Raw genomic sequence first — 23,886 nt, 5'->3', positions numbered from 1 at the left:
GATGTGGGATAGCCTGCCGGATCATGTCGCTCATCGGCCAGGCGCCTCCCTCCGTCCCGTTCGTCCCGATCGCCATGCCCGACGATGCCTGCCCCGCGGCTGCCCAGCAGGCCGAGGATGCCGCGATCGTGGCCGCGGCCCGCGAGGTCCGGTCGGTCTCGACGTCCCACTTCCCGCCCAGCACGCCGGGTCTGTGGCCCGTGCACGTGCACGCGTTCCACGAGCTCCTGTGGGGCACGCAGGGCGTGCTCACGGTCGAGACCGAGCACGGCTTCTTCGCGGTCCCGCCGACGATCGGGCTGTGGATCCCGGCGGGCGTCGCGCACGCGGTCCAGACCGCGGGCGGCACGGGGTTCTACTGCACCTACGTCGACGCGGACCTGTCGGTGCCGTCGACCGAGGGGGCGGCCGAGCGGCACGCCGAGCGGCCCGCGCGGCCGGCGCGGCCAGCGCGGCCAGGGGCGCCCGTCCCCGCTGCCCCCGCGGAGGGCGCATTCGTCGCCGTCCTCGACCGCGCGCACCGCACGACCGCGGTCGCGGTCCCTCCGGCGGCGCGCGAGCTCATGGTCCACCTGTTCAGGAACGACATGGACCCCGCGGCCCGACGGCGCAGCGAGCGTGTCGTGGTCGACCTCCTGTCTCCCGTGGACGTCACGCCCATGGTGCTGCCCATGCCCTCGGACGCGCGCCTCGAGTCGGTCGCCCGACGTCTGCTCGACGACCCGGCTGACACGCGTTCCCTCGAGGCGTGGGCGCGCGAGGTGTCGGTGAGCGTGCGCAACTTCTCGCGCCTGTTCCATCGCGAGACGGGCATGACGTTCGCGCAGTGGCGCATCCACGCGCGGGTCCGGGTCGCGATCGGGCTGCTCGCGGGCGGCATGCCCGTCGGGACCGTGAGCCGCCGGGTGGGCTACCGGACGCCGAGCGCGTTCGTGCAGTCCTTCCGCAGGGTCCTCGGCCACACCCCGGGCTGGTACGTCGCGTCGGTCAAGGCCGATGCGGAACATCCCCTGGCCTCTGGCAGCGACGATCGGCCATCTGCCGCGCTCCCGACGTGGTTAGGGTAGGGATACCTAACTGCCTCTGACGGGGACCGTCGCGTCGCCGTCGTCTGCCCGGGAGACCTCGTGACCCTCGTCCTGACCGCCCGCCCCGACACCCCTGTGGACGCGACGTCCACCCCGGTCGGCGACGACCAGTGGCAACGGGTCGTCGCCGCGATCACGCGCCGTGACTTCCTCGTCGGCGCCGGGGCGCTCACGGTCGCGGGGCTCCTCGCGGCGTGCGGCGACGGGTCGGGCCAGGCGGCGGGCACACCTGCCGCGGGCGGCGAGACCATGCCGTTCGAGCACGACGGCTACCGCACGGACCTGCCCCTGCACCCCGAGCGGGTCGTGGTCCTGGAGGCCCGGGCGGGCCTCGAGTTCGCGCTCCTCGCCGGGCTGCCGATCGTGGCCACCGAGTGGTCCGACGAGAGCCACCTCATGGCGCACCTGCCCGCGGGGGTCGAGCGCCTGGGTGGGTCCAACATCGAGCCCAACGCCGAGTCGATCCTGTCCCACTCGCCCGACATGCTCGTGGTCGGCGCGGGGTGGTGGAACTACTACCAGGAGAACGAGCTGCTGGCCGAGGGCATCGCGCCCGTCCTCGTCGTCGGTGACGACGACCCCGACTGGAAGGCGTCGCTGCGCCGCCAGCTCGCCGCGTTCGGGCGCGAGCAGCAGGCGATCGAGGCGATCGACGCCTACGACGCCACGGTCGCCGACGTCTCGGCCGAGATCGCCCCGCTCGTGACCGGCCGCAAGGTCGTCATCGCGGGTGCCGACGAGGAGGGCTTCTGGATCCAGGAGCCCGACAGCTTCTGCTCGGGCATCGCCCGCGACGTCGGCATGGACCTCGTGCTCCCGGCCGCCGGGCAGAGCAACGGCTCTGTCCAGCGGTTCTCGTTCGAGAACCTCGACCTCTTCCACGACGCCGACCTGGTCGTCCTCCAGAACCCCGACGACCCGGCGGCGTCCAACCCCGCGTGGCTCGCCGTGCCCGCCGTCCAGGCGGGCCGCGTGGCCGAGCTCCGCTACGACCGCAACTTCGGGCTCGCCCTGACGGCCCAGGTCTTCGCCGAGGACCTGCGCGAGGCCGCGCGCCTGCTCTGACCTCGGCGCCGAGGGCGCCCGGCGCCCACGGCCCTCCACGCCCGCGACCGCGGGCTCCCACGACAGCTCCGTCCTCGCCGCGACCCCGCGGCCACCCGAACCAGGAAGTCCCATGACCACACGCACCACCCGCCGGTCCACCCTGCTCGCGACCGCCTCGGCCGCCACGCTCGCCCTGCTCCTGGGCGCGTGCGCGTCGGGGACCGACGCCGGGGACAGCGGCGGCACGAGCGGCGCCGACACGAACGATGCCGGGACCCGCACGGTCCAGAGCGCGTTCGGCGAGACCACGATCCCGGCCGACCCGCAGGCCGCGCTCGGGGTGTACACGACCGACCTCGACATGCTCATCACCCTGGGCATCCCGCTCGCGGGGTCGCAGCCCATCCGCTCGCAGGGGTACACGACCTTCCCGTCGTTCTTCGACCAGGACGCGCTCGCGGGCATCAAGTCGTTCGAGAACTTCCCCGAGTACAACTACGAGGAGATCCTCGCGGCCCAGCCGGACGTGATCCTCAACGGTCTGGGCTACGACGACGAGCTCGTGACCAAGCTCCCCGACATCGCCCCGACCTACAGCTTCAACGGGTTCGACGGCCGCGACTGGCGCGAGAGCTTCGCCGAGGTCGCGGAGGCGTTCGACAGGGTCGAGGAGCACGACGCCTGGACCGCGAGGTACCAGGCCAAGGTCGACGACGTGAAGGCCCGCCTCGCCGAGGCCGGCATCGACCCGGTCGTCGCCCCCGTGGGCTACGGCGACGGGGAGATCATCGTGTCCTGCTACGGCACGCCCTGCCTGGTCTTCAAGGACCTGGGCCTGAAGATCTCGCCGCTCGTCGAGCCCGAGGAGGGCACGACGCTCGGCACCGAGCAGCTCGAGCAGCTCGCGGGCATCGACTGGGCCTTCACCTCGACCGCGCCGGACGAGAAGACGGGCGAGCTCGACGACCCGTTCGCCGAGCTCGCGGGCAACGGCCTGTGGGCCGCGCTGCCGTTCGTCACGAACCAGAACGTCGCGGTCCACGACCTCGAGATGGTCTACGGGTCGCCCAGCGGCCAGTACGCGTTCCTCGAGGTCGTCGAGAAGGCGCTGCTGCCGTGATGCGCATCCACCGGGCCGAGGTCGTGGCGGTCGAGCGCCTGACCCCGGGCATGATCCGGGTCACGCTGGGCGGCGAGGGGCTCGCGGACTTCGAGTCGACGGGCGTGGGCGACGAGTACCTGCGCGTCTTCCTGCCCACGCCGGGCGAGGCCGAACCCGTCCTGCCGTTCGCGACCGAGGACTCGTGGGACTACCCCGAGGGCGTCCAGGCGTCACCCATGCGGACCTACACGGTCCGCGCGGTGCCCGCGCCGGGCCTGGTCGTGATCGACTTCGTCGTGCACGACGGGGGAGTCGCCGCGACCTGGGCCCAGCAGGCGACGCCGGGCGACGTCGTCGGGCTGAACTCCCCCCGCGGGCTGTACGACCCGCCCGCGGACCTCGCGTGGCAGATCCTCCTCGCGGACGCGACGGGCCTGCCCGCGGTCGGCCGGCTGATCGAGCAGGCCCCGGCGGGCGTGCGCACGCGCGTCGTCGTCGAGGTCCCCGACGCGGGTCACCGCCAGTCCTTCCCCGTGAACCCCGACGTCGACATCGCGTGGGTCTACGGCGGCAACGGCCACGGCCCGTGCCGGCTCGAGGAGATCCTGCGGAGCATCGACCTGCCCGACGGCGTCGGGTACGTCTGGTTCGCGGGCGAGACCAAGGTGCTGCGCGCCGTCCGCAAGTACCTGCGCCACGAGCGCGGGCTGCCCGTCACGGCCTACAAGACCATCGGGTACTGGACCGCGGGGGCCGAGGAGTGGGAGGAGCGCTGGGAGAACCTCGACCCGAGCGTCAAGGCGTGGATCGACTCCCTGTGGGCCGACGAGGAGCGTGACGAGGAAGAGATCACCGACGCGTACTTCGACAAGCTCGAGTCGTTGGGGCTGTGAGATGACGACGACCGAACGGGCCCCTGCGGGGGCCGGCGCCCCGCCGGCCTCGTCGGCAGCCCCCACCCCGGCCGCCGACAGGGCGCCCGGCCTCGCCGCGACCAACGCGTCGCGGACCGCGTGGCTGCTCGTCGCCGTCGGGGTCCTGGTCCTGATGCTCTTCGTGAGCCTCGCGGTGGGCTCCAAGACGATCCCGCTGACCTCGGTGTGGTCCGCGCTGGTCGGTGCGCCCGGCGCTGACCCGAACGACGTGGTCATCCTGCGCGACCTGCGCCTTCCCCGCACGGCCCTCGGCCTGCTGGTCGGCGTCGCGCTCGGACTCTCGGGTGCGCTGATCCAGGCCCTGACGCGCAACCCGCTCGCCGACCCCGGCATCCTGGGCGTCAACGCGGGCGCGGGCTTCGCCGTGGTGCTCGGGGTCGCGACGTTCGGCGTCGTCAACATCCAGCAGTACATCTGGTTCGCGTTCCTCGGGGCGATCGTCACGACGGTCGTCGTGTACCTCATCGGCTCGCTCGGGCGCGGGGGCGCGACGCCCGTCCGGCTCACGCTCGCCGGGATCTCGATCGGCGCGGTGCTGGGCGGGATCTCGTCGGGGATCACGCTGCTCAACCCGCAGGTCTTCGACAAGATGCGCTACTGGGGAGCGGGCACGCTCAGCAACCGCTCGTGGGAGATGGTCGGGACGGTCACGCCGTTCATCCTCGTGGGGGTCGTGCTCGCGGTCGTCGCGGCGCGCCCGCTCAACGCGGTCGCGCTGGGCGACGACCTGGCCCGGTCCCTCGGCGCCCACATCAACCGGACCCGCACGATCGTCGTGATCGCCGTGACGCTCCTGTGCGGGGCCGCGACGGCCGCCGCGGGCCCCATCGGGTTCGTGGGGCTCATGGTCCCGCACGTCGCGCGCTGGATCGTGGGCCCGGACCAGCGGTGGATCCTGTCCTACACGCTCGTCCTGTCGCCCGTCCTGCTCCTGGTGTCCGACGTCGCAGCGCGCCTGGTCCTGCGGCCCGCCGAGCTGCAGGTCGGCATCGTCACGGCGTTCATCGGCGCCCCCGTCCTCATCTGGCTCGTGCGACGCAGGCAGGTGAGCGGGCTGTGACGGCTCCCGTGCAGACCCCGCTCCCCGGGGGGCCCGACGTCTCGGGCACCTCCCCGGCACCCGCGGGCGCCCCGTCGGCCGGTGCGCGCCTCGACTTCGGCCGGCCCACACGCGTCCTGCGCTCGCGACGCGGAGGGTTCTCCGCACGCCTCGACGTGCGAGCCGCCGTCGTGACCCTCGTGCTCGTGCTGCTCGCCGCGGCCGTGGGCGTCGTCGCACTCGGCGTGGGCGACTACGCGGTGCCCGTGCCCGACGTCCTGCGCGCCCTGACGGGCGAGGCCTCCGACGTGGTCCGCATGGTCGTGGTCGAGTGGCGCCTGCCGCGCGTCCTGCTCGCGATCCTGCTGGGCGGGGCGCTGGGGATGAGCGGCGCGATCTTCCAGTCGCTGACCCGCAACCCCCTCGGCAGCCCCGACATCATCGGGTTCAACACGGGCGCCTACACCGGCGCGCTCGTCGTGATCCTGGTCCTGGGGGGCTCGTACGGCGCGGTCGCGGCCGGGGCCATGATCGGCGGGCTCGCGACCGCGGGCATCGTCTACCTGCTCGCGTACAAGAACGGCGTCCAGGGCTTCCGGCTCATCATCGTGGGCATCGCGATCAGCGCGATGCTCGCGTCGGTCAACACGTGGCTCATCCTCAAGGCCGAGCTCTCGCGTGCCATGGCCGCCGCGACCTGGGGAGCGGGCAGCCTCAACGGGCTGTCGTGGACCCAGGTCCTGCCGGTCGTGCTCATCCTCGCGGTCCTCGTGCCGCCGCTGTTCCTCCTGGGGCGACGCATGAACGTCCTCGAGATGGGCGACGACGCCGCGCAGGCCCTCGGGGTCCGCTCCGAGCGCACGCGGCTCTCGCTCGTCGTCGTGGGCGTCGCCCTGACCGCGCTCGTCACGGCCGCGGCCGGACCCATCGCGTTCATCTCGCTCGCGGCCCCCCAGCTCGCCCGCCGCCTCACGCGCGGCGCGACCGTCGGGCTCGCGTCCTCGGCCGCCATGGGGGCCGCGCTGCTCGCCGCGAGCGACCTGGTCGCACAGCGGGCGTTCGCGCCCACCCAGCTGCCCGTGGGCGTCGTGACCGTGAGCATCGGCGGCTGCTACCTCGTGTGGCTGCTCGCCCGGGAGGCGAGGCGGCAGTGAGCACCTGGACCCGACCCGCGACCCGCCGGCCCGCGACCCGCACGGCCCCGGCCACGCTGTCCGTGCCTGCCGCCGACGCACCCCCGACGCACCCCCGACCAGCCCCACCCCTCCCGAGGAGACGGCGATGACCGCCACGACGCACCCGGTGACCACGACCCCGGCCGAGGCCGACGCACCCGCGGCGAGCCCCGCCGTCGGGCAGGCCGCTCCTCCCCAGGCCACGCTCGTGGCCCCCGGCGAGCCCCGGCTGCGCGCCGAAGGCCTCAGCATCGGGTACCACGAGCGCATCGTGTCCCAGGGGCTCGACGTCGCGATCCCCGACCGGTCGTTCACCGTGATCGTGGGACCCAACGCGTGCGGCAAGTCGACCCTGCTGCGCGCGCTGTCGCGGCTGCTCACCCCGAGCGCCGGGCAGGTCGTGCTCGACGGCAAGACCATCACGTCCTACAAGGCCAAGGAGGTCGCGCGCCGGCTCGGGCTCCTGCCCCAGACGTCGATCGCGCCCGACGGCATCACTGTCGCGGACCTCGTCGCGCGCGGCCGCTACCCGCACCAGAAGCTCCTGCGGCAGTGGTCGCGCGACGACGAGGACGCCGTGGTGCGGGCGCTCGCGGCCACGCAGGTCACGCCGCTGTCGGCGCGGCCCGTCGACGAGCTGTCGGGCGGGCAGCGCCAGCGCGTGTGGGTGTCCATGGTGCTCGCGCAGGAGACCGAGCTGCTGCTGCTCGACGAGCCCACGACGTTCCTCGACATCGCGCACCAGATCGAGCTGCTCGAGCTGTTCGGCGACCTCAACCGCGAGGGGCGCACGCTCGTCGCGGTGCTGCACGACCTCAACCACGCGTGCCGCTACGCGACGCACCTGGTCGCGATGAAGGACGGGGCCGTGGTCGCGCAGGGGGCGCCGGGGGAGATCGTGACGGCCGAGCTGGTCGAGGAGATGTTCGGGCTGCGGTGCACGATCATCGACGACCCGGTCACGGGCACGCCGCTGGTGATCCCGCTGGGTCGCCGGGGGTGACGGGCTCGCTCGCCGGGGGTGACCGGTGCGCGTCACCCGCGGCGTCCGCTCGGGTCCCCCTCGGCGGGCCCCGTGCCGCGCCCTCCCGCACGTTGGATACCCTCTAGTGGTGATCGATCTTCGACTTCTGCGCGACAACCCCGACGTCGTCCGCGCCAGCCAGGTGGCTCGCGGCGACGACCCCGCCCTCGTGGACCAGGCGCTCGACGCCGACTCCCGCCGTCGCAGCGCGCTGACGGACTTCGAGCAGATGCGTGCCGAGCAGAAGTCCCTGGGCAAGAAGGTCGCCCAGGCGCAGGGCGAGGAGAAGTCCGCCCTGCTCGCTCACACCAAGCAGCTCGCCGAGGGCGTCAAGGCCCGGCAGAAGGACGCCGACGACGCCGAGGCGCAGCTCAAGGACGTCCTCTACAAGATCTCGAACGTGATCGAGGGCGCCCCTCCGGGCGGCGAGGACGACTACGTCGTGCTCCGCGAGGAGGGCACCATCCGCGACTTCGCGGCCGAGGGCTTCACGCCCCGCGACCACCTCGAGCTGGGCGAGGGCCTGCGCGCGATCGACACCGAGCGCGGCGCCAAGGTGTCGGGGGCGCGGTTCTACTACCTCACGGGCATCGGGGCGCGCCTCGAGCTCGCGCTGCTCAACGCCGCGATGGACCAGGCGATCCAGGAGGGCTTCACGCCCGTCATCACGCCCACGCTCGTGCGCCCCGAGATCATGCAGGGCACGGGCTTCCTGGGCGCCCACGCGGACGAGATCTACCGCCTCGAGGCCGACGACCTGTACCTGGTCGGCACGAGCGAGGTCGCGCTCGCGGGCTACCACTCGGGCGAGATCCTCGACCTGTCGGAGGGCCCCAAGCGCTACGCGGGCTGGAGCGCGTGCTACCGCCGCGAGGCCGGCTCGTACGGCAAGGACACGCGCGGCATCATCCGCGTGCACCAGTTCCACAAGGTCGAGATGTTCAGCTACATCGACCCGGCCGACGCCGAGGCCGAGCACCAGCGCCTCCTGGGCTGGGAGGAGGCCATGCTGCGCAAGTGCGAGCTGCCGTACCGCGTGATCGACACGGCCGCGGGCGACCTGGGGTCGAGCGCGGCCCGCAAGTTCGACTGCGAGGCCTGGCTGCCCACGCAGGAGCGCTACCTCGAGCTCACCTCGACCTCGAACTGCACCACGTTCCAGGCCCGCCGACTGGGCGTGCGCGAGCGCGTCGAGATCGACGGCAAGGCGGAGACCCGCACGGTCGCCACGCTCAACGGCACGCTGGGCACGACGCGCTGGATCGTCGCGATCCTCGAGAACCACCAGCAGCCCGACGGCTCGGTCCGTGTCCCGGAGGGCCTGCGGCCCTACCTGGGCGGGCTCGAGGTCCTCGAGCCGGTCGCGCCGTCGGCGGGATCGCCGAAGGGCTCGTCGAAGGCCACGAAGTGACGGGTCCTTCGCCGGACGTCAGGACCACCACCCGGCCCGACGACGCCGCGCCCTCAGGTGCGTCGCCGTCCCCGGGCGAGGTGGCGCCGTCGGGCACGGATCCTGCTGCCGGGGAGGCCGCTGCCGCGTCTCCCGCGCACCCGGCCCGCCCGGGGGAGGGCCCGCTGCTCGTCGCGCTCGACATCGACGGGACGATCCTGAGCCACGACGACGTCCTGAGCGACGGCGTCATCGAGGCCGTCGCGGCGGTGCGCGCGGCGGGGCACCACGTGATGCTGTCGTCGGGCCGCTCGCTCATCGCGGTGCTGCCCATCGCCGAGCGCCTCGGACTGGCCGAGGGGTACATGGTGTGCTCGAACGGTGCCGTGACGGCTCGTTTCGACGACGCCTCGCCCACGGGCTACGTGGTCGACGAGATGATCACGTTCAACCCGGAGAACGCGCTGCGGCTGCTGCGCGACCAGCTCCCCGACGCGCTGTTCGCGGTCGAGGACGTGGGCGTCGGCTTCCGCATGAACGACCTCTTCCCGCACGGCGAGCTCGACGGCGTGCACGACGTGGTCGACTTCGAGGAGCTGTGGTCGGGCGAGGTCACGCGTGTCGTCGTGCGCAGCCCCGGGTCCACGAGCGAGGCCTTCAGCGAGCTCGCACGCTCGCTCGGGCTGAGCGACGTGACGTACGCGGTCGGCTGGACGGCGTGGATGGACATCGCGCCGCTGGGCGTGACCAAGGCGAGCGCGCTCGAGCGCGTGCGCGGCCTGCTGGGCGTGGCGCCGGGAGCGACCGTGGCCGTGGGCGACGGCAGCAACGACATCGACATGCTGCGCTGGGCCGGTCGCGGGGTGGCCATGGGTCACGCCGAGCCCGAGGTCAAGGACGCGGCCGACGAGGTCACGGGCAGCATCGACGAGGCCGGCGCGGTCGCCGTGCTGCAGAGTCTGGTCTGAAGGCTCGCGGGCTGTTCGCGAGGTAGAGGCCTGGCGTCGAGGTAGAGGGCCAGAGGCCTCTGTCTCGGCCCGAACCCTCTACCTCGCGGCGTGGGGTGGCCGACGTGCCCGCTACGCTCGGCGCGTGAACATCACCTCGGCCGATGCTCCCCGGCCGATCTCAGCCGTCCTCGCCCCGTCTGCGAAGCCCGCGATCCGACGGGCAGCGGTCGCCGACCTCGAGGCTCTCTGGCCCCTCGCCCGCGACTTCGCGACATCTTTCCGCCCGGTACGCGAGACCTTCGAGGAGACCTTCCGGGCACTCCTGACGACCCCAGAGGCGCTGTTGCTGGTCGCCGACCGGGAGAGCGAGGCCGTCGGATACCTGGTGGCGCACCGGCATCTGACGTTCCTCGCGAACGGCCTCGTGGTCTGGGTCGAGGAAGTCATGGTCGACGCAGCGGCGCGAGGGCAGGGCGTAGGGCGTCAGCTCATGACAGCGGCGGAATCCTGGGCTGAGGACTCCGGAGCCGCGTACGTCTCGCTCGCAAGCAGGCGCTCGGGCGCGTTCTACGACGCGCTCGGGTACGAGGACTCGGCGACGTTCTACAAGAGGCCCGTCACCGGTCGCGCGGCGAGGTAGAACGCGTTGCGCGAGGTAGAACGCGCTGCGTACTACCTCGCGCAGGACGTTCTACCTCGCGGCGTGGGCCTCGCAGGACCGGCTCGCCGCGACGTTGCGGTCATGGGGCGAGCTTAGCGACGCCTCGACGGGTGGTGCGCGACGCCGTCGGGCATGCGTTTCTCACCCGGTGCGAACCGCCCTTGCCCGCGTCGACGCCGCGGCGCACGCTGAGTGGACCGGCGGCACCGACGCCGCCCGGACGCTCTCGCGCGGCGCAGCGCGACGACATGCACGGAGGTGCGGCATGGCTCCCAAGGTGATCCTCCTGACCGGTGACGGCGGCGAGACCCTCGAGGTCTTCTACCCCTACCAGCGGCTGCTGGAGGCGGGCTACGAGGTCGACGTCGCGGCGCCCTCGAAGCGCAAGGTCCAGCTCGTCGTGCACGACTTCGTCGACGGGTTCGACACGTACACCGAGAAGCTCGGCCACACGCTCGCGGCCGACGTCGCGTTCGCCGACGTCGACCCCTCGGACTACGTGGCGCTCGTGGTGCCGGGCGGCCGTGCGCCGGAGTACATCAGGAACGACCCCGACGCGCAGCGGATCGTGCAGCACTTCTTCGCTGCGGGGGCACCGGTCGCGGCGATCTGTCACGGGCCCATGCTGCTCGCGGCGGCGGGCGTGCTCGAGGGGAGGACGTCGTCGGCCTACCCGGAGCTGCGGCTCGACGTCGAGGCGGGCGGAGGGATCTTCGAGGACGGGGCAGGTGTCGTCGACGGCAACCTCGTCACGGGGCGAGCCTGGCCCGACCACCCGGCGTGGATGCGTGAGTTCATGAAGCTGCTCGAGGCGTCGGCGCCCGTGGCGTGAGGCGATCTCCCTCGGCCGCGAGGTAGAGGGGGACCGCCCTCTACCTCGCGAGCGAGCGACCGGGAGTCAGTCGCGCGCCGTCAGGACGAGCGGCCCGTCCTCGGTGATCGCGACCGTGTGCTCCGAGTGCGCGCCGCGCGAGCCGTCGGCGCTGCGCAGCGTCCAGCCGTCGGGGTCGGTGAAGATCTCGTCGGTCGTCTCGAGGAACCACGGCTCGATCGCGATCACGAGGCCCGGCTTGAGCGGGAAGCCGCGGCCCTTGCGGCCGTCGTTGGGCACGTGGGGGTCGCCGTGCATGGTGCGGCCCACACCGTGCCCGCCGAAGTCGGTGTTGATGCGGTAGCCGGCCCCGTGCCCGACGGCCGCGATCGCCGCCGAGATGTCACCGATCTTGTTACCCGGCTGCGCGGCCGCGATGCCCGCGGCGAGCGCGTCCTGGGTCGCCTCGATGAGCTTCTGGTCGGCGACGCCGCGGTCGCCCGCGCGCGGGTTCCCGACGACGAACGACACCGCGCTGTCGGAGACCCAGCCGTCGACCGAGGCCGCGAAGTCGAGGCTCAGCAGGTCGCCGTCCTGGAGGCGGTAGTCGAACGGCAGGCCGTGCAGGACGGCGTCGTTGACCGAGGTGCAGATGACCTTGCCGAACGGGCTCGCCCCGAACGAGGGGTGGTAGTCGATGTAGCAGGACTCGGCGCCCCGCTCCTTGATCATCCGGTGGGCCAGGGCGTCGAGCTCGAGCAGGTTGACGCCGGCCTTCGCGGCGGCGCTGACCTGCGTGAGGACGTCCGCGACGAAGCGGCCGGCCGGGCGCATCTGCTCGATCTCGCGGGGGGTCCTCAGCTCGATCATGGTGTTCCTCTCGGTGCGTGCTCGGGTGTGCCGGGTCCACCGCGGGGTTCCGCGGGGCTCTCCGACCTGCTCCCAGGGTGTCACGGGAGGGCAGGCGGGGTGCAACTCCCGGGTGGCGACGGCCTGCTGTCGCGGGGTGGTCGTGGGGTGGGGTGCGCCTCGGCCCGGTGCCGGCGGACGACGCGCGCCCGGTGCGCGCATGCCGGGCGCGAATCGCTTCTGACTCCCGTGAGGGGGAGAATCGCTCCTCGTGGCAGGAATCGACGAGGTAGCGCAGGCGGCCGGGGTCTCGACGGCGACGGTCTCGCGAGCCCTGCGCGGACTCCCGAACGTCTCGGCGGCGACGCGTGCACGGGTCCGGGCCGTGGCCGAGGAGCTGGGGTACGTCCCGTCGCCGTCTGCGGCCTCGCTCGCGACGGGCAGAACCCGCACGATCGGCGTGATCACCCCGTGGGTCAGCCGCTGGTTCTTCGCCAACGTGATCGAGGGCGCCGAGCGGGCGCTGCGCTCGGTGGGCTACGACGTGCTGCTCTACACGTTCGAGGTGGGGGAGGACCGGCCGCGGCGCAAGGTCGACCCCACGGTGCTGCGGCGGCGCGTCGACGGGACCCTGGTGGTGGGGCTCCCGCTCGACGACGACGAGGTCCGCTCGCTCGTCGAGCTGGGCACCCCGCTCGCGTTCGTGGGCTCGGGCCCCGCGGACCAGGTCACGGTCCGGCTCGACGACGTCCGCACGGGATCCCTCGCGACGTGGCACCTGATCGACCTCGGGCACCGCGTGATCGGGCACGTCACGGGCATGCCGGACCTGGTCTCGTCGTGGTCGCCGCCCGTCGAGCGCTCGACGGGCTACGAGCGCGCGCTGGTCGCCGCGGGCCTGGAGGTCTCGGCCGGGCTCGTGGCCAACGGGGGGTTCGACGTCGAGGGCGGACGGTCGTCGACCAGGGAGCTGCTGCGCCGCAGGCCCGACGTCACGGCGATCTTCGCGGCCTCGGACGAGATGGCGATGGGAGCGATCCTCGCGGCCCGTGACCTGGGGCTGGACGTGCCCGGGGACCTGTCGGTCATCGGGGTCGACGGGCACGACCTGGGCGAGCTGGTCGGGCTCACGACGATCGGGCAGGACGCCTACCAGCAGGGCGCGGACGCCTCGATGCTGCTCATGGAGATGATCAACGGCGCGCCCGTCCCCGAGAGCCTGACGTACCCGACGCGCCTCGTCCGGCGGACCTCGACCGCACGTCCTCGTTGACGCCGGTTCCGCGGCGTTCCGGGCTTTCGCAGGTCACAGATGTGGGAGCGTGACCACATTGGGCGGTTGCGAGGCGTCATGAGTAACGGAATCGTTACTGAAGTGACCCCTGCTTGTGCTTGCGCAACCGAGATGTAAACGCTTGCATGAGCAGTGGGGCAGTCGCGTCGTGGCCGACGTGACTGCGACACCTGCGGGCCGACCGCGATGTCAGCACCACAACGTTGTGGAGGAAAAGTCATGGCAAGAAGCACCCTGTCCATCAAGCGCCGCGCGCTCGCGGCCGTCGCTGGCGGCGCGAGCCTCGCCATCGTGCTCACCGCGTGCAGCGGCAGCGGCGACGGAGGCGACGCCGGAGACACCGAGGCCGCGACCGCGGACTGTTCCGCCTACGAGGAGTACGGCGACCTCTCGGGCAAGACGGTCTCGGTCTACACGACGATCGTCGACACCGAGGCCGAGCAGCAGCAGGAGTCCTACAAGCCGTTCGAGGACTGCACGGGCGCCACCATCAAGTACGAGGGCTCCAAGGAGTTCGAGGCGCAGCTGCCCATCCGCATCCAGTCCGGCAGCGCGCCGGACATCGCCTACATCCCCCAGCCGGGCTTCCTCAAGAGCCTCGTCCAGGACTACCCGGACGCGATCCTCCCCGTCGGGGACGCCGCGTCGGCCAACGTCGACGAGTTCTACACCGAGTCGTGGCGCGACTACGGCACGGTCGACGGGACGCTCTACGCGACCCCGCTCGGCGCCAACGTGAAGTCCTTCGTCTGGTACTCCCCGGCCATGTTCGAGGACGCCGGCTACGAGATCCCCACCACCTGGGACGAGCTCATCGCGCTCTCCGACCAGATCGTCGAGGACAACCCGGACGGCGAGATCAAGCCCTGGTGCGCCGGCATCGGCTCGGGCGAGGCCACGGGCTGGCCCGCGACCGACTGGATGGAGGACGTCGTCCTCCGTACGGCCGGACCCGAGGTCTACGACCAGTGGGTCAACCACGAGATCCCGTTCAACGACCCGCAGATCGCCGAGGCCCTCGCCACGGTCGGCACGGTGCTCAAGAACGACGACTACGTCAACGGCGGCATCGGCGACGTCTCGTCGATCGCGACGACCGAGTTCACCGAGGGCGGCCTGCCCATCCTCGACGGCCTCTGCTACATGCACCGCCAGGCGTCGTTCTACCAGGCCAACTGGCCCGAGGGCACCACGGTGGCCGAGGACGGCGACGTCTTCGCGTTCTACTTCCCGGGCAACGACACCGAGGCCAAGCCGGTCCTGGGCGGCGGCGAGTTCGTCGTCTCGTTCGCGGACCGTCCCGAGGTCCAGGCCTTCCAGGCGTTCCTCACGAGCCCCGAGTGGTCGAACGCCAAGGCGACCGCGACCCCGCAGGGCTGGATCAGCGCCAACAAGGAGCTCGACAAGAGCCTCCTGCAGTCCCCGATCGACCAGCTCTCGTACGGTCTGCTGACCGACGACAGCTACGTGTTCCGCTTCGACGGCTCGGACATGATGCCCGCCGCCGTGGGAGCCGGGTCGTTCTGGACCGAGATGACCGAGTGGATCGCGAGCGACAAGTCGGACACCGCGGTGCTCGACGCGATCGAGGCTTCGTGGCCGACGTCCTGACCGTCCGCTGACGCCTGACCTACGATCCACAGATGGGGGCCCGCCACCATGGCGGGCCCCCATCGCACGAAGGAGTGCTCCATGGACTGGCTACTGACGCCTGACGGTCCGGCAGGGAAGTTCGCGGTCATGCTGTTCGCGATCCTCCTGTTCGTCGTCGTGATGGGCGTGATCCTCTTCCTCGCGGACCTACCCAAGCGGGTCCCCAACTGGGTGATCGCCGCGGTCTTCGCCGGCCCGGCGCTCCTGCTCATCGGGTTCGGGCTGCTCTACCCGGGCATCAAGACGGTCCGTGACTCGTTCTTCAACCGCACCAGCACGGAGTTCGTCGGGCTCGACAACTACATCACCGCGCTGACCCGCGACGAGTTCCAGGTGGTCCTGCGCAACACCGCGATCTGGGTCATCGTGGTCCCGCTCGTCTCGACGCTGCTGGGCCTGATCTACGCGGTCGTGATCGACCGGTCGCGCTTCGAGAAGTTCGCCAAGACCCTGATCTTCCTCCCCATGGCCATCTCGATGGTCGGCGCGGGCATCATCTGGAAGTTCATGTACGAGTACAAGGCGGACATCGGGAACATCCAGCAGATCGGCCTCCTGAACCAGATCCTCGTCTGGGTGGGGCTCGAACCCCAGAAGTTCCTGCTCGACGCCCCCTGGAACACGTTCTTCCTCATCATGGTCATGATCTGGATCCAGGCCGGGTTCGCCATGACGATCCTCGCCGCGGCCATCCGCGCCATCCCCGACGACATCGTCGAGGCCGCCCGCCTCGACGGGGTCTCGGGCATGCGCATGTTCCGCTACATCACCGTCCCGAGCATCCGCCCCGCGCTCATCGTGGTCCTCACGACGATCGCGATAGGCACCCTCAAGGTCTTCGACATCGTCCGGACCATGACGGGCGGGCGGTTCGACACCTCGGTCGTCGCGAACGAGTTCTACACGCAGGCCCTGCGACAGGGCGAGAAGGGCCTCGGCGCCGCGCTCGCCGTGATCCTGTTCATCCTCGTCATCCCGATCATCATCTACAACGTGCGCCAGCTGCGGGCGTCGGAGGAGATCCGATGAGCATCCCGATCCCCGACACCACGATCGTCGACGAGACCCCCGAGCAGGGCAAGGGCGTCGGCAAGCTCGACAGCCTCGACCGCCGGGCGGGCGCCGTCCGCCGTCGCGCGAGCTCCAAGAGCGCGTCGGCCATCGCGATCATCCTCGCGGTCCTGTGGACCATCCCGACGTTCGGGCTGCTCGTCACGTCGTTCCGCCCCGCCGCGGACATCCGTCGCACCGGCTGGTGGACCGCGTTCAGCAACCCCGAGTTCACGCTCGAGAACTACCAGGACGCGCTCTTCGGCAGCTCGACCAACTTCGCGAGCTACTTCGTGAACTCGGTCGTCATCACCCTGCCGGCCGTCATCATCCCCATCACCCTGGCGCTCCTCGCGGCGTACGCGTTCGCGTGGATCGACTTCCGAGGCCGCAACCTGCTGTTCGTCGCGGTCTTCGCGCTCCAGATCATCCCCATCCAGGTCACGCTCGTGCCGCTGCTCTCGCAGTACGTGAGCTGGGGCATCGACGGCTCGTTCTGGCCCGTCTGGCTCTCGCACACGATCTTCGCGCTGCCGCTCGCGATCTTCCTGTTCCACAACTTCATGAAGGATATCCCGCGCGAGCTCGTCGAGGCCGCTCGCGTCGACGGCGCAGGGCACGTGCGGATCTTCTTCACGGTCCTGATGCCGCTCCTGGTCCCGGCCATCGCGGCGTTCGGGATCTTCCAGTTCCTGTGGGTCTGGAACGACCTGCTGGTCGCGCTGACCTTCGGCTCGGCGCTCGACGTCGCGCCCCTCACGGTCCGCATCGCCGAGCTCTCCGGGTCACGAGGCGCCAACTGGCACCTGCTGCCGGCCGGAGCGTTCATCTCGATGGTCGTCCCGGTCATCGTCTTCCTGGCGCTCCAGCGGTACTTCGTCCGAGGTCTCCTGGCGGGTTCCGTCAAGGGGTGAGTCTCGTTGCTCCGCCGTCGGGCGGGGTTGCTCGCGCGGCCTGCCGTCCGGCAGGCCCGGCCACGGCCGCGCGAACGACCCCGCCCGACGTCTCTGCGGGCGCGACCCCTTGCGTCGTGGTGGGCTCACCGGGGACTCGTGACCTGTGGTTGCGGGAAGGCCCTGCCCGACGGCGTCGCGCGTCACACGTCGTCAGGTGCTGCCTGGTCTCGTGGTCGGCAGGGCCCGACGTAGGGTCGTCGGGTGCTCTCTGGCCCCAGCCGTGCGCTGGCTTCCGCCGCAGGGCGGGTCCCTCCGCCCGCCCTCTTCGTCGTCTCCGGGCTGACCCAGTACCTCGGCGCCGCGATCGCGGTGGGGCTGTTCGCGGTCGTCGGCGCGCCCGAGGTCGCCTGGCTGCGCATCGTCGTCGCGGCTCTGCTGCTCCTCGCGTGGCGCCGCCCGTGGCGCCAGCGCTGGACCTGGCGCACCCTCGCGTGGGCCGCGGTGTTCGGCGTGGCCCTGGCTGCCATGAACGTGACGTTCTACGTCGCGATCGACCATCTTCCTCTCGGGTCGGCGGTCGCGATCGAGTTCATCGGTCCCGTGGCGGTCGCGGCGATCACCGGGCGGGGCTGGCGCGAGCGCGGTGGCATCGCGGTCGCGGCGGTGGGCGTCGTGCTCCTCGCGGGCGTCACGCTCACGTCCGACCTGCCGCACGAGGACGTCGTGATCGGGCTCGTCGCGATCGGTCTCGCGGCGGCGTGCTGGGCCGCGTACATCCTGCTGGGCCGCCGCGTGGCCCTGTCCGGGTCAGGGGTCACGTCGCTCTCGGTCGCGATGGCCGCGGGGGCCCTGGTCTTCGCGCCGTTCCTGGCGCCGTCGTCCGGGGCCGTGCTCGAGGACTGGCAGCTGCTCCTCGCGGTCGTGGGGATCGCGGTGTGCTCGTCGGTCGTCCCGTACGTGCTCGAGCAGCTCATCCTGCGCAGGGTCAGCGCCGCGACGTTCTCCGTGCTCCTCGCGATGCTGCCCGCGACCGCGGTGGTGATCGGCGCCGTCGTGCTCCAGCAGTTCCCGTCGTGGCTCGAGCTCGTCGGCCTGCTCCTGGTCTCGGGGGCCATCGCGATGACCGCTCAGCGCACGGACCCGCCGCCCGCGTAGGGCGCACGGGGGCGAGCTGCGCGGGCGGGAGCCGAGGTGCAGCAGGTCTCAGAGGTACTGGCCCGGTGAGGGCCGGCCGTCGTCGCCCTCGCGTGGGGCGCCCGGCCGCGCGTGCTGCCCGGGGTGACCGGGCATGCCCGGGACGGGGAGCGTGCCCGGCGGCAGCGCGCGGCGGATCTGCGAGAGCTGGGCCTGCGCCGCCATCTGCTGGGCCACGAGGGCCGTCTGGATGCCGTGGAACAGCCCTTCGAGCCAGCCCACGAGCTGAGCCTGCGCCACACGCAGCTCGGCGTCGGACGGCACTGCGTCGTCGGTGAACGGCAACGAGATGCGGTGGAGCTCGGCGACCAGGTCGGGCGAGAGCCCCTCCTCGAGCTCCTTGAGCGACCTCTCGTGGATCTCCGCGAGGCGGCTGCGCGCGGCCTCGTCGAGAGGCGCGTCGCGGACCTCCTCGAGCAGGCGCTTGATCATGCCGCCGATCCGCATGACCTTGGCGGGCTCCTCGATGACCGCGCTCGGGTTGCGGTCCTCGTCGGTCGAGTCGTCGCTCGCGACGACCGAGACCCCCGTCCCGTCGGGACCGACGATCGTGACGCGCTGGGCCTCGTCCTCGTCCGCCGGGGCTTCCTCGCGGCCCTCCTGCGTGCTCTCCGGAGGGGTCTGCTGCCCGGTCTCGGTCGGGTCGGGGTTCTGGTCGGTGCGCGGCTCGTCGCTCATCGACCCAGTCTGACCCGAACCGGCGCTCCGCGCGACGGTCGGGGCGCACCCCACGTCAGGGGAGCAGCAGGACCTTGCCGAACACCTCGCCCGACTCCAGGAGCCGGTGCGCGTCCGCGGCGCGCTCCAACGGGAGCCTCGCGTGGACGACGGGCCGGACGCGCCCGTCGGCGACGAGGGGCCAGACGTGCTCGAGCACGTCACGGACGAGCCTGGCCTTCTCCTCGGCGGGCCGCGCGCGGAGGGTCGTGCCGCTCACCTGGGCGCGCTTGGCGAGCAGCATCCCCAGGTCGAGCTCACCACGGCGCCCCTTCTGCATCCCGATCACGACGAGCCGTCCGCCCGTCGCGAGCACCCGGAGGTTGTCGGGGAGATAGGCGGCCCCGACGACGTCGAGCACCACGTCTGCGCCCGCGCCGCCCGACGCGTCGCGCACCGCGGCGACGAAGTCCTGGATCCGGTGGTCGACGGCGGTCTCCGCGCCGAGCGTGAGGCAGCGCGCCGTGCGGTCGGGGCCCCCCGCGGTCGTGATCACCCGGGCACCGAGCGCGGCCCCGATCTGCGTCGCGACCGAGCCGACTCCTCCGGAGCCGCCGTGCACGAGCAGCACCTCGCCCCGGGCGAGGCGCCCGACGTCGACCAGGTTGCTCCACGCCGTGCACACCGCCTCGGGCAGGGCGGCCCCGTCGACGAGGGTGACGCCGTCGGGCAGGGGCAGGACCTGAGAGGCGCGGACGCAGACCTTCTCCGCGTAGCCCCCGCCGTCGAGGAGGGCGACCACCTCGTCACCCACGTCCCACCCTGTGAGACGCGGACCAACGGCAGAAATCACCCCAGACACCTCGAGACCCGGCCATACCGGTGCGCCAGGTGGCGGGGGGTAGTGGCCGGCACGTTGTAGCAGGTCAGCAGGGTTCACGCCACTCGAGACGACGTCGATCACGACCTCCCCGGGGCCCGGTTCGGGGTCGGGGAGTGTGGACATGGTGAGTTTCTCTGGCCCGCCCGGGGCCGCTATCGTGACGGCTCGCACACAAAAGACACTACGTCCTCGTCGGTGAGGACTCGTGTCCGTCAGCGGAGAGCCGCGGCTCGACGTACCGCCTTGCCCTGGATGACCGGATTAGGTCTGCGGGGCAAGTGCACCGATAGTTAGTACGCACGTCTGGCGCGTGGGGGACGGTCGGAGGCGACCGGGACCCACGAACTTCCGCTGGTTACAGGGTTTGGAGAGAGGTTCGTATGCTCCGCAGGTTGAGCGTTCGCGGGAAGATCCTTGCGGCACTCGCGCTGCCTGTCCTCGTCCTGTTCCTGGCCGCGACGATCTTCTCGGTCCAGGCGATCAACGAGGCGCGGGTCGCCGAGCAGACGCAGGCGCTCGTCAAGGCGTTCGCGACCCAGGACGTCGCAGGAAAGGCCGTCGCGGCCGAGCGAGCCGCCGAGATCCAGCGGGTCCGCGGGGTCGAGAACGGTGACGCCCTGGTCGAGGAGGCCCGCCTCGCGGCGGACAAGGCCCTCGATCGACGCGACGCCGTGTACGCCGGCCTCAACATGTCGATGCTCGACGAGCGTGTGCGTGACGCCGTCGACGCGACGGTCAAGGACCGCGCCGAGCTCGCGGACATCCGCAAGCAGATCGACACGAACTCGATCCAGGAGCTCGGGTTCACCTCGAAGTACAACACCCTGATCGACGACGCGCTCGACGTCCCGCGTGTCCTCGCCGACACGTCCGACGACCGCACCCTCGCCCAGTTCCTCGACGCGTACGTCGACACCAACGTGCTCATGAGCCAGGTCTCGCTCGAGCTCCCGGTGGTCCAGTTCCTCTTCGACGGCATCCAGGCCAACCGCGAGAACCCCGGTGCCCCGCGGAACCTCGACAACGAGTCGCTCCGCGTCGCGCGTCTCATCAGCGAGGGCGACACCAGGGCCGTGCAGGCGCGCAAGGCCGTCCGAGAGCTCCGGATCGACCAGGTCATCCCGTCGCCGATCGGCACCTACGTCGGTCTGCGTTCGGGCCTCGCCGCGAACGGCGCAGCGGGAACCACCGCCCAGCAGGACTGGGCGTCAGCCTCGTCCAACGACCTCAAGAACATCACCCCGGTCCGTGACAAGGTCCTCGCGGAGACGGGCGAGATCGCCTCCGACAACGCGACCTCGGCCGTGACGCGAGCCGTCATCACGATCCTCGTGACCCTCCTGGCGTTCGGCGCGACCATCGTGGTGGCCGGTGCCATCGCCCGCCAGATCGTGAACCCGCTGCGTCGCCTGACCGACGCCGCCCAGGACGTGCGTGACCAGCTGCCCCGCCTCGTCGAGCAGGTGTCGATCCCCGGGCAGGGCCCTGGGATCAGCATCCAGCCGATCGAGATCGAGTCGACCGACGAGGTCGGACAGCTCGCCAACGCGTTCAACGACGTGAACACCACGACCATCCAGGTCGCCCGGGAGCAGGCCGCTCTCCGTGGCTCGATCGCCGAGATGTTCGTCAACGTCGCACGCCGGGACCAGGTGCTCCTCAACCGTCAGCTCGCGTTCCTCGACGACCTCGAGCGGTCCGAGGAAGACGCGAACACGCTGTCGAACCTGTTCCGCCTCGACCACCTCGCGACCCGGATGCGTCGTAACGCGGAGTCGCTCCTGGTCCTCGCGGGCATCGACTCGGGTCGTCGCGTCCGCCAGCCCATGCCGGCCTCCGACGTCATCCGTACGGCATCGTCCGAGATCGAGCTCTACGACCGTGTCCGCCTGAACCTGGTCGTCGACCCGCTCATGCTGGGGCACAACGCCCTCAACGCCGCGCACCTCATCGCCGAGCTCCTCGAGAACGCGACCATGTTCTCGGAGCCGCACACCCCGGTCGAGGTCAGCACGGGACGCGACGAGCGCTTCGTCAAGATCATCATCCGCGACCACGGGCTCGGCATGACCCCCGAGGAGATCGGCGAGGCGAACCGCAAGGTCAACGCGCACGCCGCGTCGGACGTCGTCGGGTCGCAGCGCCTCGGCCTGTACGTGGTCGGACGCATCTCCGACCGCCTCGGCGCGCGCGTCACGTTCGAGCGTGCCCCCGAGGGCGCGGGGACCCTCGTCACGGTGAGCTTCCCGAACGTCCTCTTCGTGCCCGACTCCAACGTCCCGCTGCCGATGCCGACGGACCCGCTGGACAACCGCACGCAGGTCGCGGCGGACCAGATCTCGGCGCCCGCGCCGCAGCCGGCCGCCCCCGTGTACTCGGGGCCGGCCACGACCTCGACCCCGCAGATCGACCACGAGGCCCCGGTCGCCGTGGCCGTCGACCTCGCCGCACTGACCGACGGCGCCACGTCCACGGGCATGCCCCGTCGTCGTTCGCGTGGCATGGACCCTGCAGGGTCTGCCCCCAGCGCCTCGTTCGTCCCCGGTCCGCAGACCGGCTCGATCGTCCTGCCGCCGCTGGCCACGCCGTCCCTCCCCCTGGACCTGCCCGCGGCACCCGACGCGTGGTCCCCGCCGGAGGGCGTCGCAGCCACGGGCAACTCGCTGCCGAGCCGCGCTCGTGCCACGAGCCCCGCAGAGACGACCGGCGTCATGCCGCCCGTCCAGCCGGTGTCGGCCGAGATCCCCGTCCTGGACGTGAGCACGCGGTCCGCGATGTTCACGAGCTTCCGTGCCCTGGGCACGACCGACCCGAGCACCGCCGAGCAGCAGGCCGTCGAGCTCGACGCGGCCCCGGACGTCTCGGCGACCGACATCTCCGTCCCGGACTTCGTGCCCGACGACGGCACCTGGGCCCCGCAGTTCGCGATCGAGCCGCTGGGCGCGTCCGAGGGCGAGGCACCGGTTGCCGAGGTGCCCGTCGTCGAGGCGCCGGTCGCAGAGGTTCCCGTCGTCGAGGCGCCGGTCGTTCTGCCGGTCCGGGGCGAGGAGCCGTCGGCCCCGGTGCTCGACCTTCCGCAGCGCACCGCGCCGGCGGTGGCCGAGGCGCCGGTCCAGCAGTTCGCTCCGCCGGTCGCACAGGCCGCTCCGCCGGTCGCGGCGTTCGAGGCTCCGGCCGCGCCCCCCGCGGCGAGCTTCGAGCCCCCGGTCGTGCAGTCCGCTCCGCCGGTCGTGGCCCACGAGGCTCCGGCAGGGCAGGCTGCGCCCGTCGCGCCCGCGCACCAGGAAGAGATCCCCGAGGAGCTCTCGTTCGAGGCGCTGCCGAAGTTCGAGGACCTCATGGCCGACCTGCCGACGCGCCGGTCGCTGCGCGAGAGCCAGGCGCGCAAGCGAGGGATCTTCAACCGCCGTCCCCGCACCGGTACCCTGCCCGTCATCCGTCCCTCGGCCGCTGCGCTCGCCTCGCAGCCCGCGGGCGCGGACGAGTCGGCGTCCGCCGCCGCGTACCAGCAGCCGCAGGCCTCCGCCGTGCAGCAGGCCGCACCCGCCGCCTACCAGCAGCCGCAGGCTGCACCGGTTGCCTACCAGCAGCCGCAGGCCGCGCCCGCCGCCTACCAGCAGCCGCAGGCCGCTTCGCAGCCCGTCGCCTTCGCGGCTCCGGCCGCACCGACCGCGTTCGCGCCGCCGCCCGCCGCGGCACCGCCGCAGGCTGCTCCGGCTCCGGCGCCGTTGGTCCGCAGGCCGGCCCAGGAGCAGATCGAGCCCCTCGACCCGACCTACGTGTCGGACTCCGTCGAGGCACGGTCCGACTGGATCGCCTCGGCCGTGCTCTACGAGGAGATGTCGACGCTGCTGCGCAACGGGCCCGAGGTCCAGGGCAAGGCGTTCGCGGAGTCTGCCGGCACGTACAGCCCTCAGGCCCAGTCCGACGTCACGGCGTCCGGGCTGACGCGGCGCGCGCGGACGGTGAACCGCGAGGAGTACGTCGACCGGTTCACCGCGAAGATCGATCGCGATCCTGAGCAGCTGCGAGCCCGGCTCGCGGCCTTCCAGTCGGCGACGGCCCGCGGACGGGTCGAGGCCGACGACGAGACGGGGTCGACGGACCCGTCCTCGCACGGGAATGATGTCCCTGACTCAGCGCCGCAGTCGCGGTAACGAACAGCTCGCCGTCTGTGGCAACTGACAA

At 71.9% G+C, this 23,886-nt stretch carries 20 protein-coding genes; 17 read left to right on the top strand and 3 right to left on the bottom strand.

Annotated features, from left to right (window positions below):
* The first annotated feature begins 23 nt into the window (after positions 1-23).
* The 11 genes from ASE27_RS20980 (at position 24) to ASE27_RS16285 (ending at position 11,243) form a co-directional block, all read left to right on the top strand.
* Entirely contained in the window at positions 24-1,067 is a 1,044-nt protein-coding gene (locus ASE27_RS20980; protein ID WP_235535464.1) for an AraC family transcriptional regulator, read from the top strand.
* 60 nt (positions 1,068-1,127) lie between these two features.
* Positions 1,128-2,153, top strand: coding sequence for an ABC transporter substrate-binding protein (locus ASE27_RS16330; RefSeq protein ID WP_056652825.1), 1,026 nt, complete (start codon positions 1,128-1,130; stop codon positions 2,151-2,153).
* Between the two features lie 112 nt (positions 2,154-2,265).
* Positions 2,266-3,255 carry an ABC transporter substrate-binding protein gene (locus ASE27_RS16325; protein WP_056652821.1) on the top strand — a complete coding sequence of 330 codons (990 nt, stop codon included), beginning with the start codon at positions 2,266-2,268 and terminating at the stop codon, positions 3,253-3,255.
* On the top strand, positions 3,255-4,130 hold the full coding sequence (locus ASE27_RS16320) for a siderophore-interacting protein (RefSeq protein ID WP_056652818.1): 876 nt from the start codon (positions 3,255-3,257) through the stop codon (positions 4,128-4,130). The genes ASE27_RS16325 and ASE27_RS16320 overlap by 1 nt, the downstream gene beginning before the upstream one ends.
* 1 nt (position 4,131) lies before the next feature.
* Complete coding sequence (locus ASE27_RS16315; RefSeq protein WP_056652815.1) at positions 4,132-5,232, top strand: iron chelate uptake ABC transporter family permease subunit; 1,101 nt, start codon at positions 4,132-4,134, stop codon at positions 5,230-5,232.
* Positions 5,233-5,348: 116 nt separating this feature from the next.
* Positions 5,349-6,365: an iron chelate uptake ABC transporter family permease subunit gene (locus ASE27_RS16310; protein WP_056653525.1), complete on the top strand. Its 1,017-nt coding sequence runs from the start codon at positions 5,349-5,351 to the stop codon at positions 6,363-6,365.
* 127 nt (positions 6,366-6,492) lie between these two features.
* Positions 6,493-7,389, top strand: a complete 897-nt coding sequence (locus ASE27_RS16305) for an ABC transporter ATP-binding protein (RefSeq protein ID WP_082609035.1) — start codon at positions 6,493-6,495, stop codon at positions 7,387-7,389.
* Positions 7,390-7,498: 109 nt separating this feature from the next.
* A complete protein-coding gene (serS, locus tag ASE27_RS16300) occupies positions 7,499-8,821 on the top strand; it encodes a serine--tRNA ligase (RefSeq protein ID WP_056653517.1) in 1,323 nt (440 codons plus the stop codon).
* Entirely contained in the window at positions 8,818-9,768 is a 951-nt protein-coding gene (locus tag ASE27_RS16295; RefSeq protein ID WP_369819022.1) for an HAD family hydrolase, read from the top strand. Before serS ends, ASE27_RS16295 begins: the two co-directional genes overlap by 4 nt.
* A 124-nt stretch (positions 9,769-9,892) precedes the next feature.
* On the top strand, positions 9,893-10,390 hold the full coding sequence (locus ASE27_RS16290; protein WP_231907867.1) for a GNAT family N-acetyltransferase: 498 nt from the start codon (positions 9,893-9,895) through the stop codon (positions 10,388-10,390).
* Between the two features lie 286 nt (positions 10,391-10,676).
* On the top strand, positions 10,677-11,243 hold the full coding sequence (locus tag ASE27_RS16285) for a DJ-1/PfpI family protein (protein ID WP_056652812.1): 567 nt from the start codon (positions 10,677-10,679) through the stop codon (positions 11,241-11,243).
* A 66-nt stretch (positions 11,244-11,309) separates the two neighbouring features.
* Here ASE27_RS16285 and map read toward each other — a convergent pair whose 3' ends face one another.
* A complete protein-coding gene (gene map, locus ASE27_RS16280) occupies positions 11,310-12,092 on the bottom strand; it encodes a type I methionyl aminopeptidase (protein WP_056652809.1) in 783 nt (260 codons plus the stop codon).
* 250 nt (positions 12,093-12,342) lie between these two features.
* Here map and ASE27_RS16275 point away from each other — a divergent pair, with 250 nt between their 5' ends.
* The 5 genes from ASE27_RS16275 to ASE27_RS16255 all read left to right on the top strand — a co-directional run bounded on the left by ASE27_RS16275 (position 12,343) and on the right by ASE27_RS16255 (position 18,119).
* Entirely contained in the window at positions 12,343-13,344 is a 1,002-nt protein-coding gene (locus tag ASE27_RS16275) for a LacI family DNA-binding transcriptional regulator (protein ID WP_056652806.1), read from the top strand.
* 240 nt (positions 13,345-13,584) lie between these two features.
* Positions 13,585-14,976, top strand: a complete 1,392-nt coding sequence (locus ASE27_RS16270; RefSeq protein ID WP_056652802.1) for an ABC transporter substrate-binding protein — start codon at positions 13,585-13,587, stop codon at positions 14,974-14,976.
* Positions 14,977-15,057: 81 nt separating this feature from the next.
* Positions 15,058-16,047 carry a carbohydrate ABC transporter permease gene (locus ASE27_RS16265; RefSeq protein WP_056652799.1) on the top strand — a complete coding sequence of 330 codons (990 nt, stop codon included), beginning with the start codon at positions 15,058-15,060 and terminating at the stop codon, positions 16,045-16,047.
* Positions 16,044-16,982, top strand: coding sequence for a carbohydrate ABC transporter permease (locus tag ASE27_RS16260; protein WP_056652795.1), 939 nt, complete (start codon positions 16,044-16,046; stop codon positions 16,980-16,982). The genes ASE27_RS16265 and ASE27_RS16260 overlap by 4 nt, the downstream gene beginning before the upstream one ends.
* Positions 16,983-17,225: 243 nt before the next feature.
* Complete coding sequence (locus ASE27_RS16255) at positions 17,226-18,119, top strand: DMT family transporter (RefSeq protein WP_235535463.1); 894 nt, start codon at positions 17,226-17,228, stop codon at positions 18,117-18,119.
* A 48-nt stretch (positions 18,120-18,167) separates the two neighbouring features.
* On the opposite strand, the gene ASE27_RS16250 is transcribed toward ASE27_RS16255, so the two are convergent.
* On the bottom strand, positions 18,168-18,836 hold the full coding sequence (locus ASE27_RS16250; RefSeq protein ID WP_056653505.1) for a bacterial proteasome activator family protein: 669 nt from the start codon (positions 18,834-18,836) through the stop codon (positions 18,168-18,170).
* 55 nt (positions 18,837-18,891) lie between these two features.
* Entirely contained in the window at positions 18,892-19,869 is a 978-nt protein-coding gene (locus tag ASE27_RS16245; RefSeq protein WP_056652791.1) for an NAD(P)H-quinone oxidoreductase, read from the bottom strand.
* A gap of 221 nt (positions 19,870-20,090) precedes the next feature.
* On the opposite strand from ASE27_RS16245, the gene ASE27_RS16240 reads away from it, so the two are divergent.
* Positions 20,091-23,855, top strand: coding sequence for an ATP-binding protein (locus tag ASE27_RS16240; protein WP_162259238.1), 3,765 nt, complete (start codon positions 20,091-20,093; stop codon positions 23,853-23,855).
* Positions 23,856-23,886: the final 31 nt, after the last annotated feature.

Origin of the sequence: Oerskovia sp. Root918 (genome assembly GCF_001428945.1) — a bacterium.
Taxonomy (GTDB): Bacteria; Actinomycetota; Actinomycetes; order Actinomycetales; family Cellulomonadaceae; genus Oerskovia; species Oerskovia enterophila.
Note: the sequence above shows the minus strand (reverse complement) of the source record. Positions and strands in the feature narration are given on the sequence as shown.

Excerpts from the sequence above, each read along its gene's own strand:
- ASE27_RS20980 (WP_235535464.1), top strand. The coding sequence starts at position 24 with ATGTCGCTCATCGGCCAGGCGCCTCCCTCCGTCCCGTTCGTCCCGATC.
- ASE27_RS16325 (WP_056652821.1), top strand. The coding sequence starts at position 2,266 with ATGACCACACGCACCACCCGCCGGTCCACCCTGCTCGCGACCGCCTCG.
- ASE27_RS16320 (WP_056652818.1), top strand. The coding sequence starts at position 3,255 with ATGCGCATCCACCGGGCCGAGGTCGTGGCGGTCGAGCGCCTGACCCCG.
- ASE27_RS16315 (WP_056652815.1), top strand. The coding sequence starts at position 4,132 with ATGACGACGACCGAACGGGCCCCTGCGGGGGCCGGCGCCCCGCCGGCC.
- ASE27_RS16305 (WP_082609035.1), top strand. The coding sequence starts at position 6,493 with ATGACCGCCACGACGCACCCGGTGACCACGACCCCGGCCGAGGCCGAC.
- ASE27_RS16285 (WP_056652812.1), top strand. The coding sequence starts at position 10,677 with ATGGCTCCCAAGGTGATCCTCCTGACCGGTGACGGCGGCGAGACCCTC.
- map (WP_056652809.1), bottom strand. The coding sequence starts at position 12,092 with ATGATCGAGCTGAGGACCCCCCGCGAGATCGAGCAGATGCGCCCGGCC.
- ASE27_RS16270 (WP_056652802.1), top strand. The coding sequence starts at position 13,585 with ATGGCAAGAAGCACCCTGTCCATCAAGCGCCGCGCGCTCGCGGCCGTC.
- ASE27_RS16265 (WP_056652799.1), top strand. The coding sequence starts at position 15,058 with ATGGACTGGCTACTGACGCCTGACGGTCCGGCAGGGAAGTTCGCGGTC.
- ASE27_RS16260 (WP_056652795.1), top strand. The coding sequence starts at position 16,044 with ATGAGCATCCCGATCCCCGACACCACGATCGTCGACGAGACCCCCGAG.
- ASE27_RS16250 (WP_056653505.1), bottom strand. The coding sequence starts at position 18,836 with ATGAGCGACGAGCCGCGCACCGACCAGAACCCCGACCCGACCGAGACC.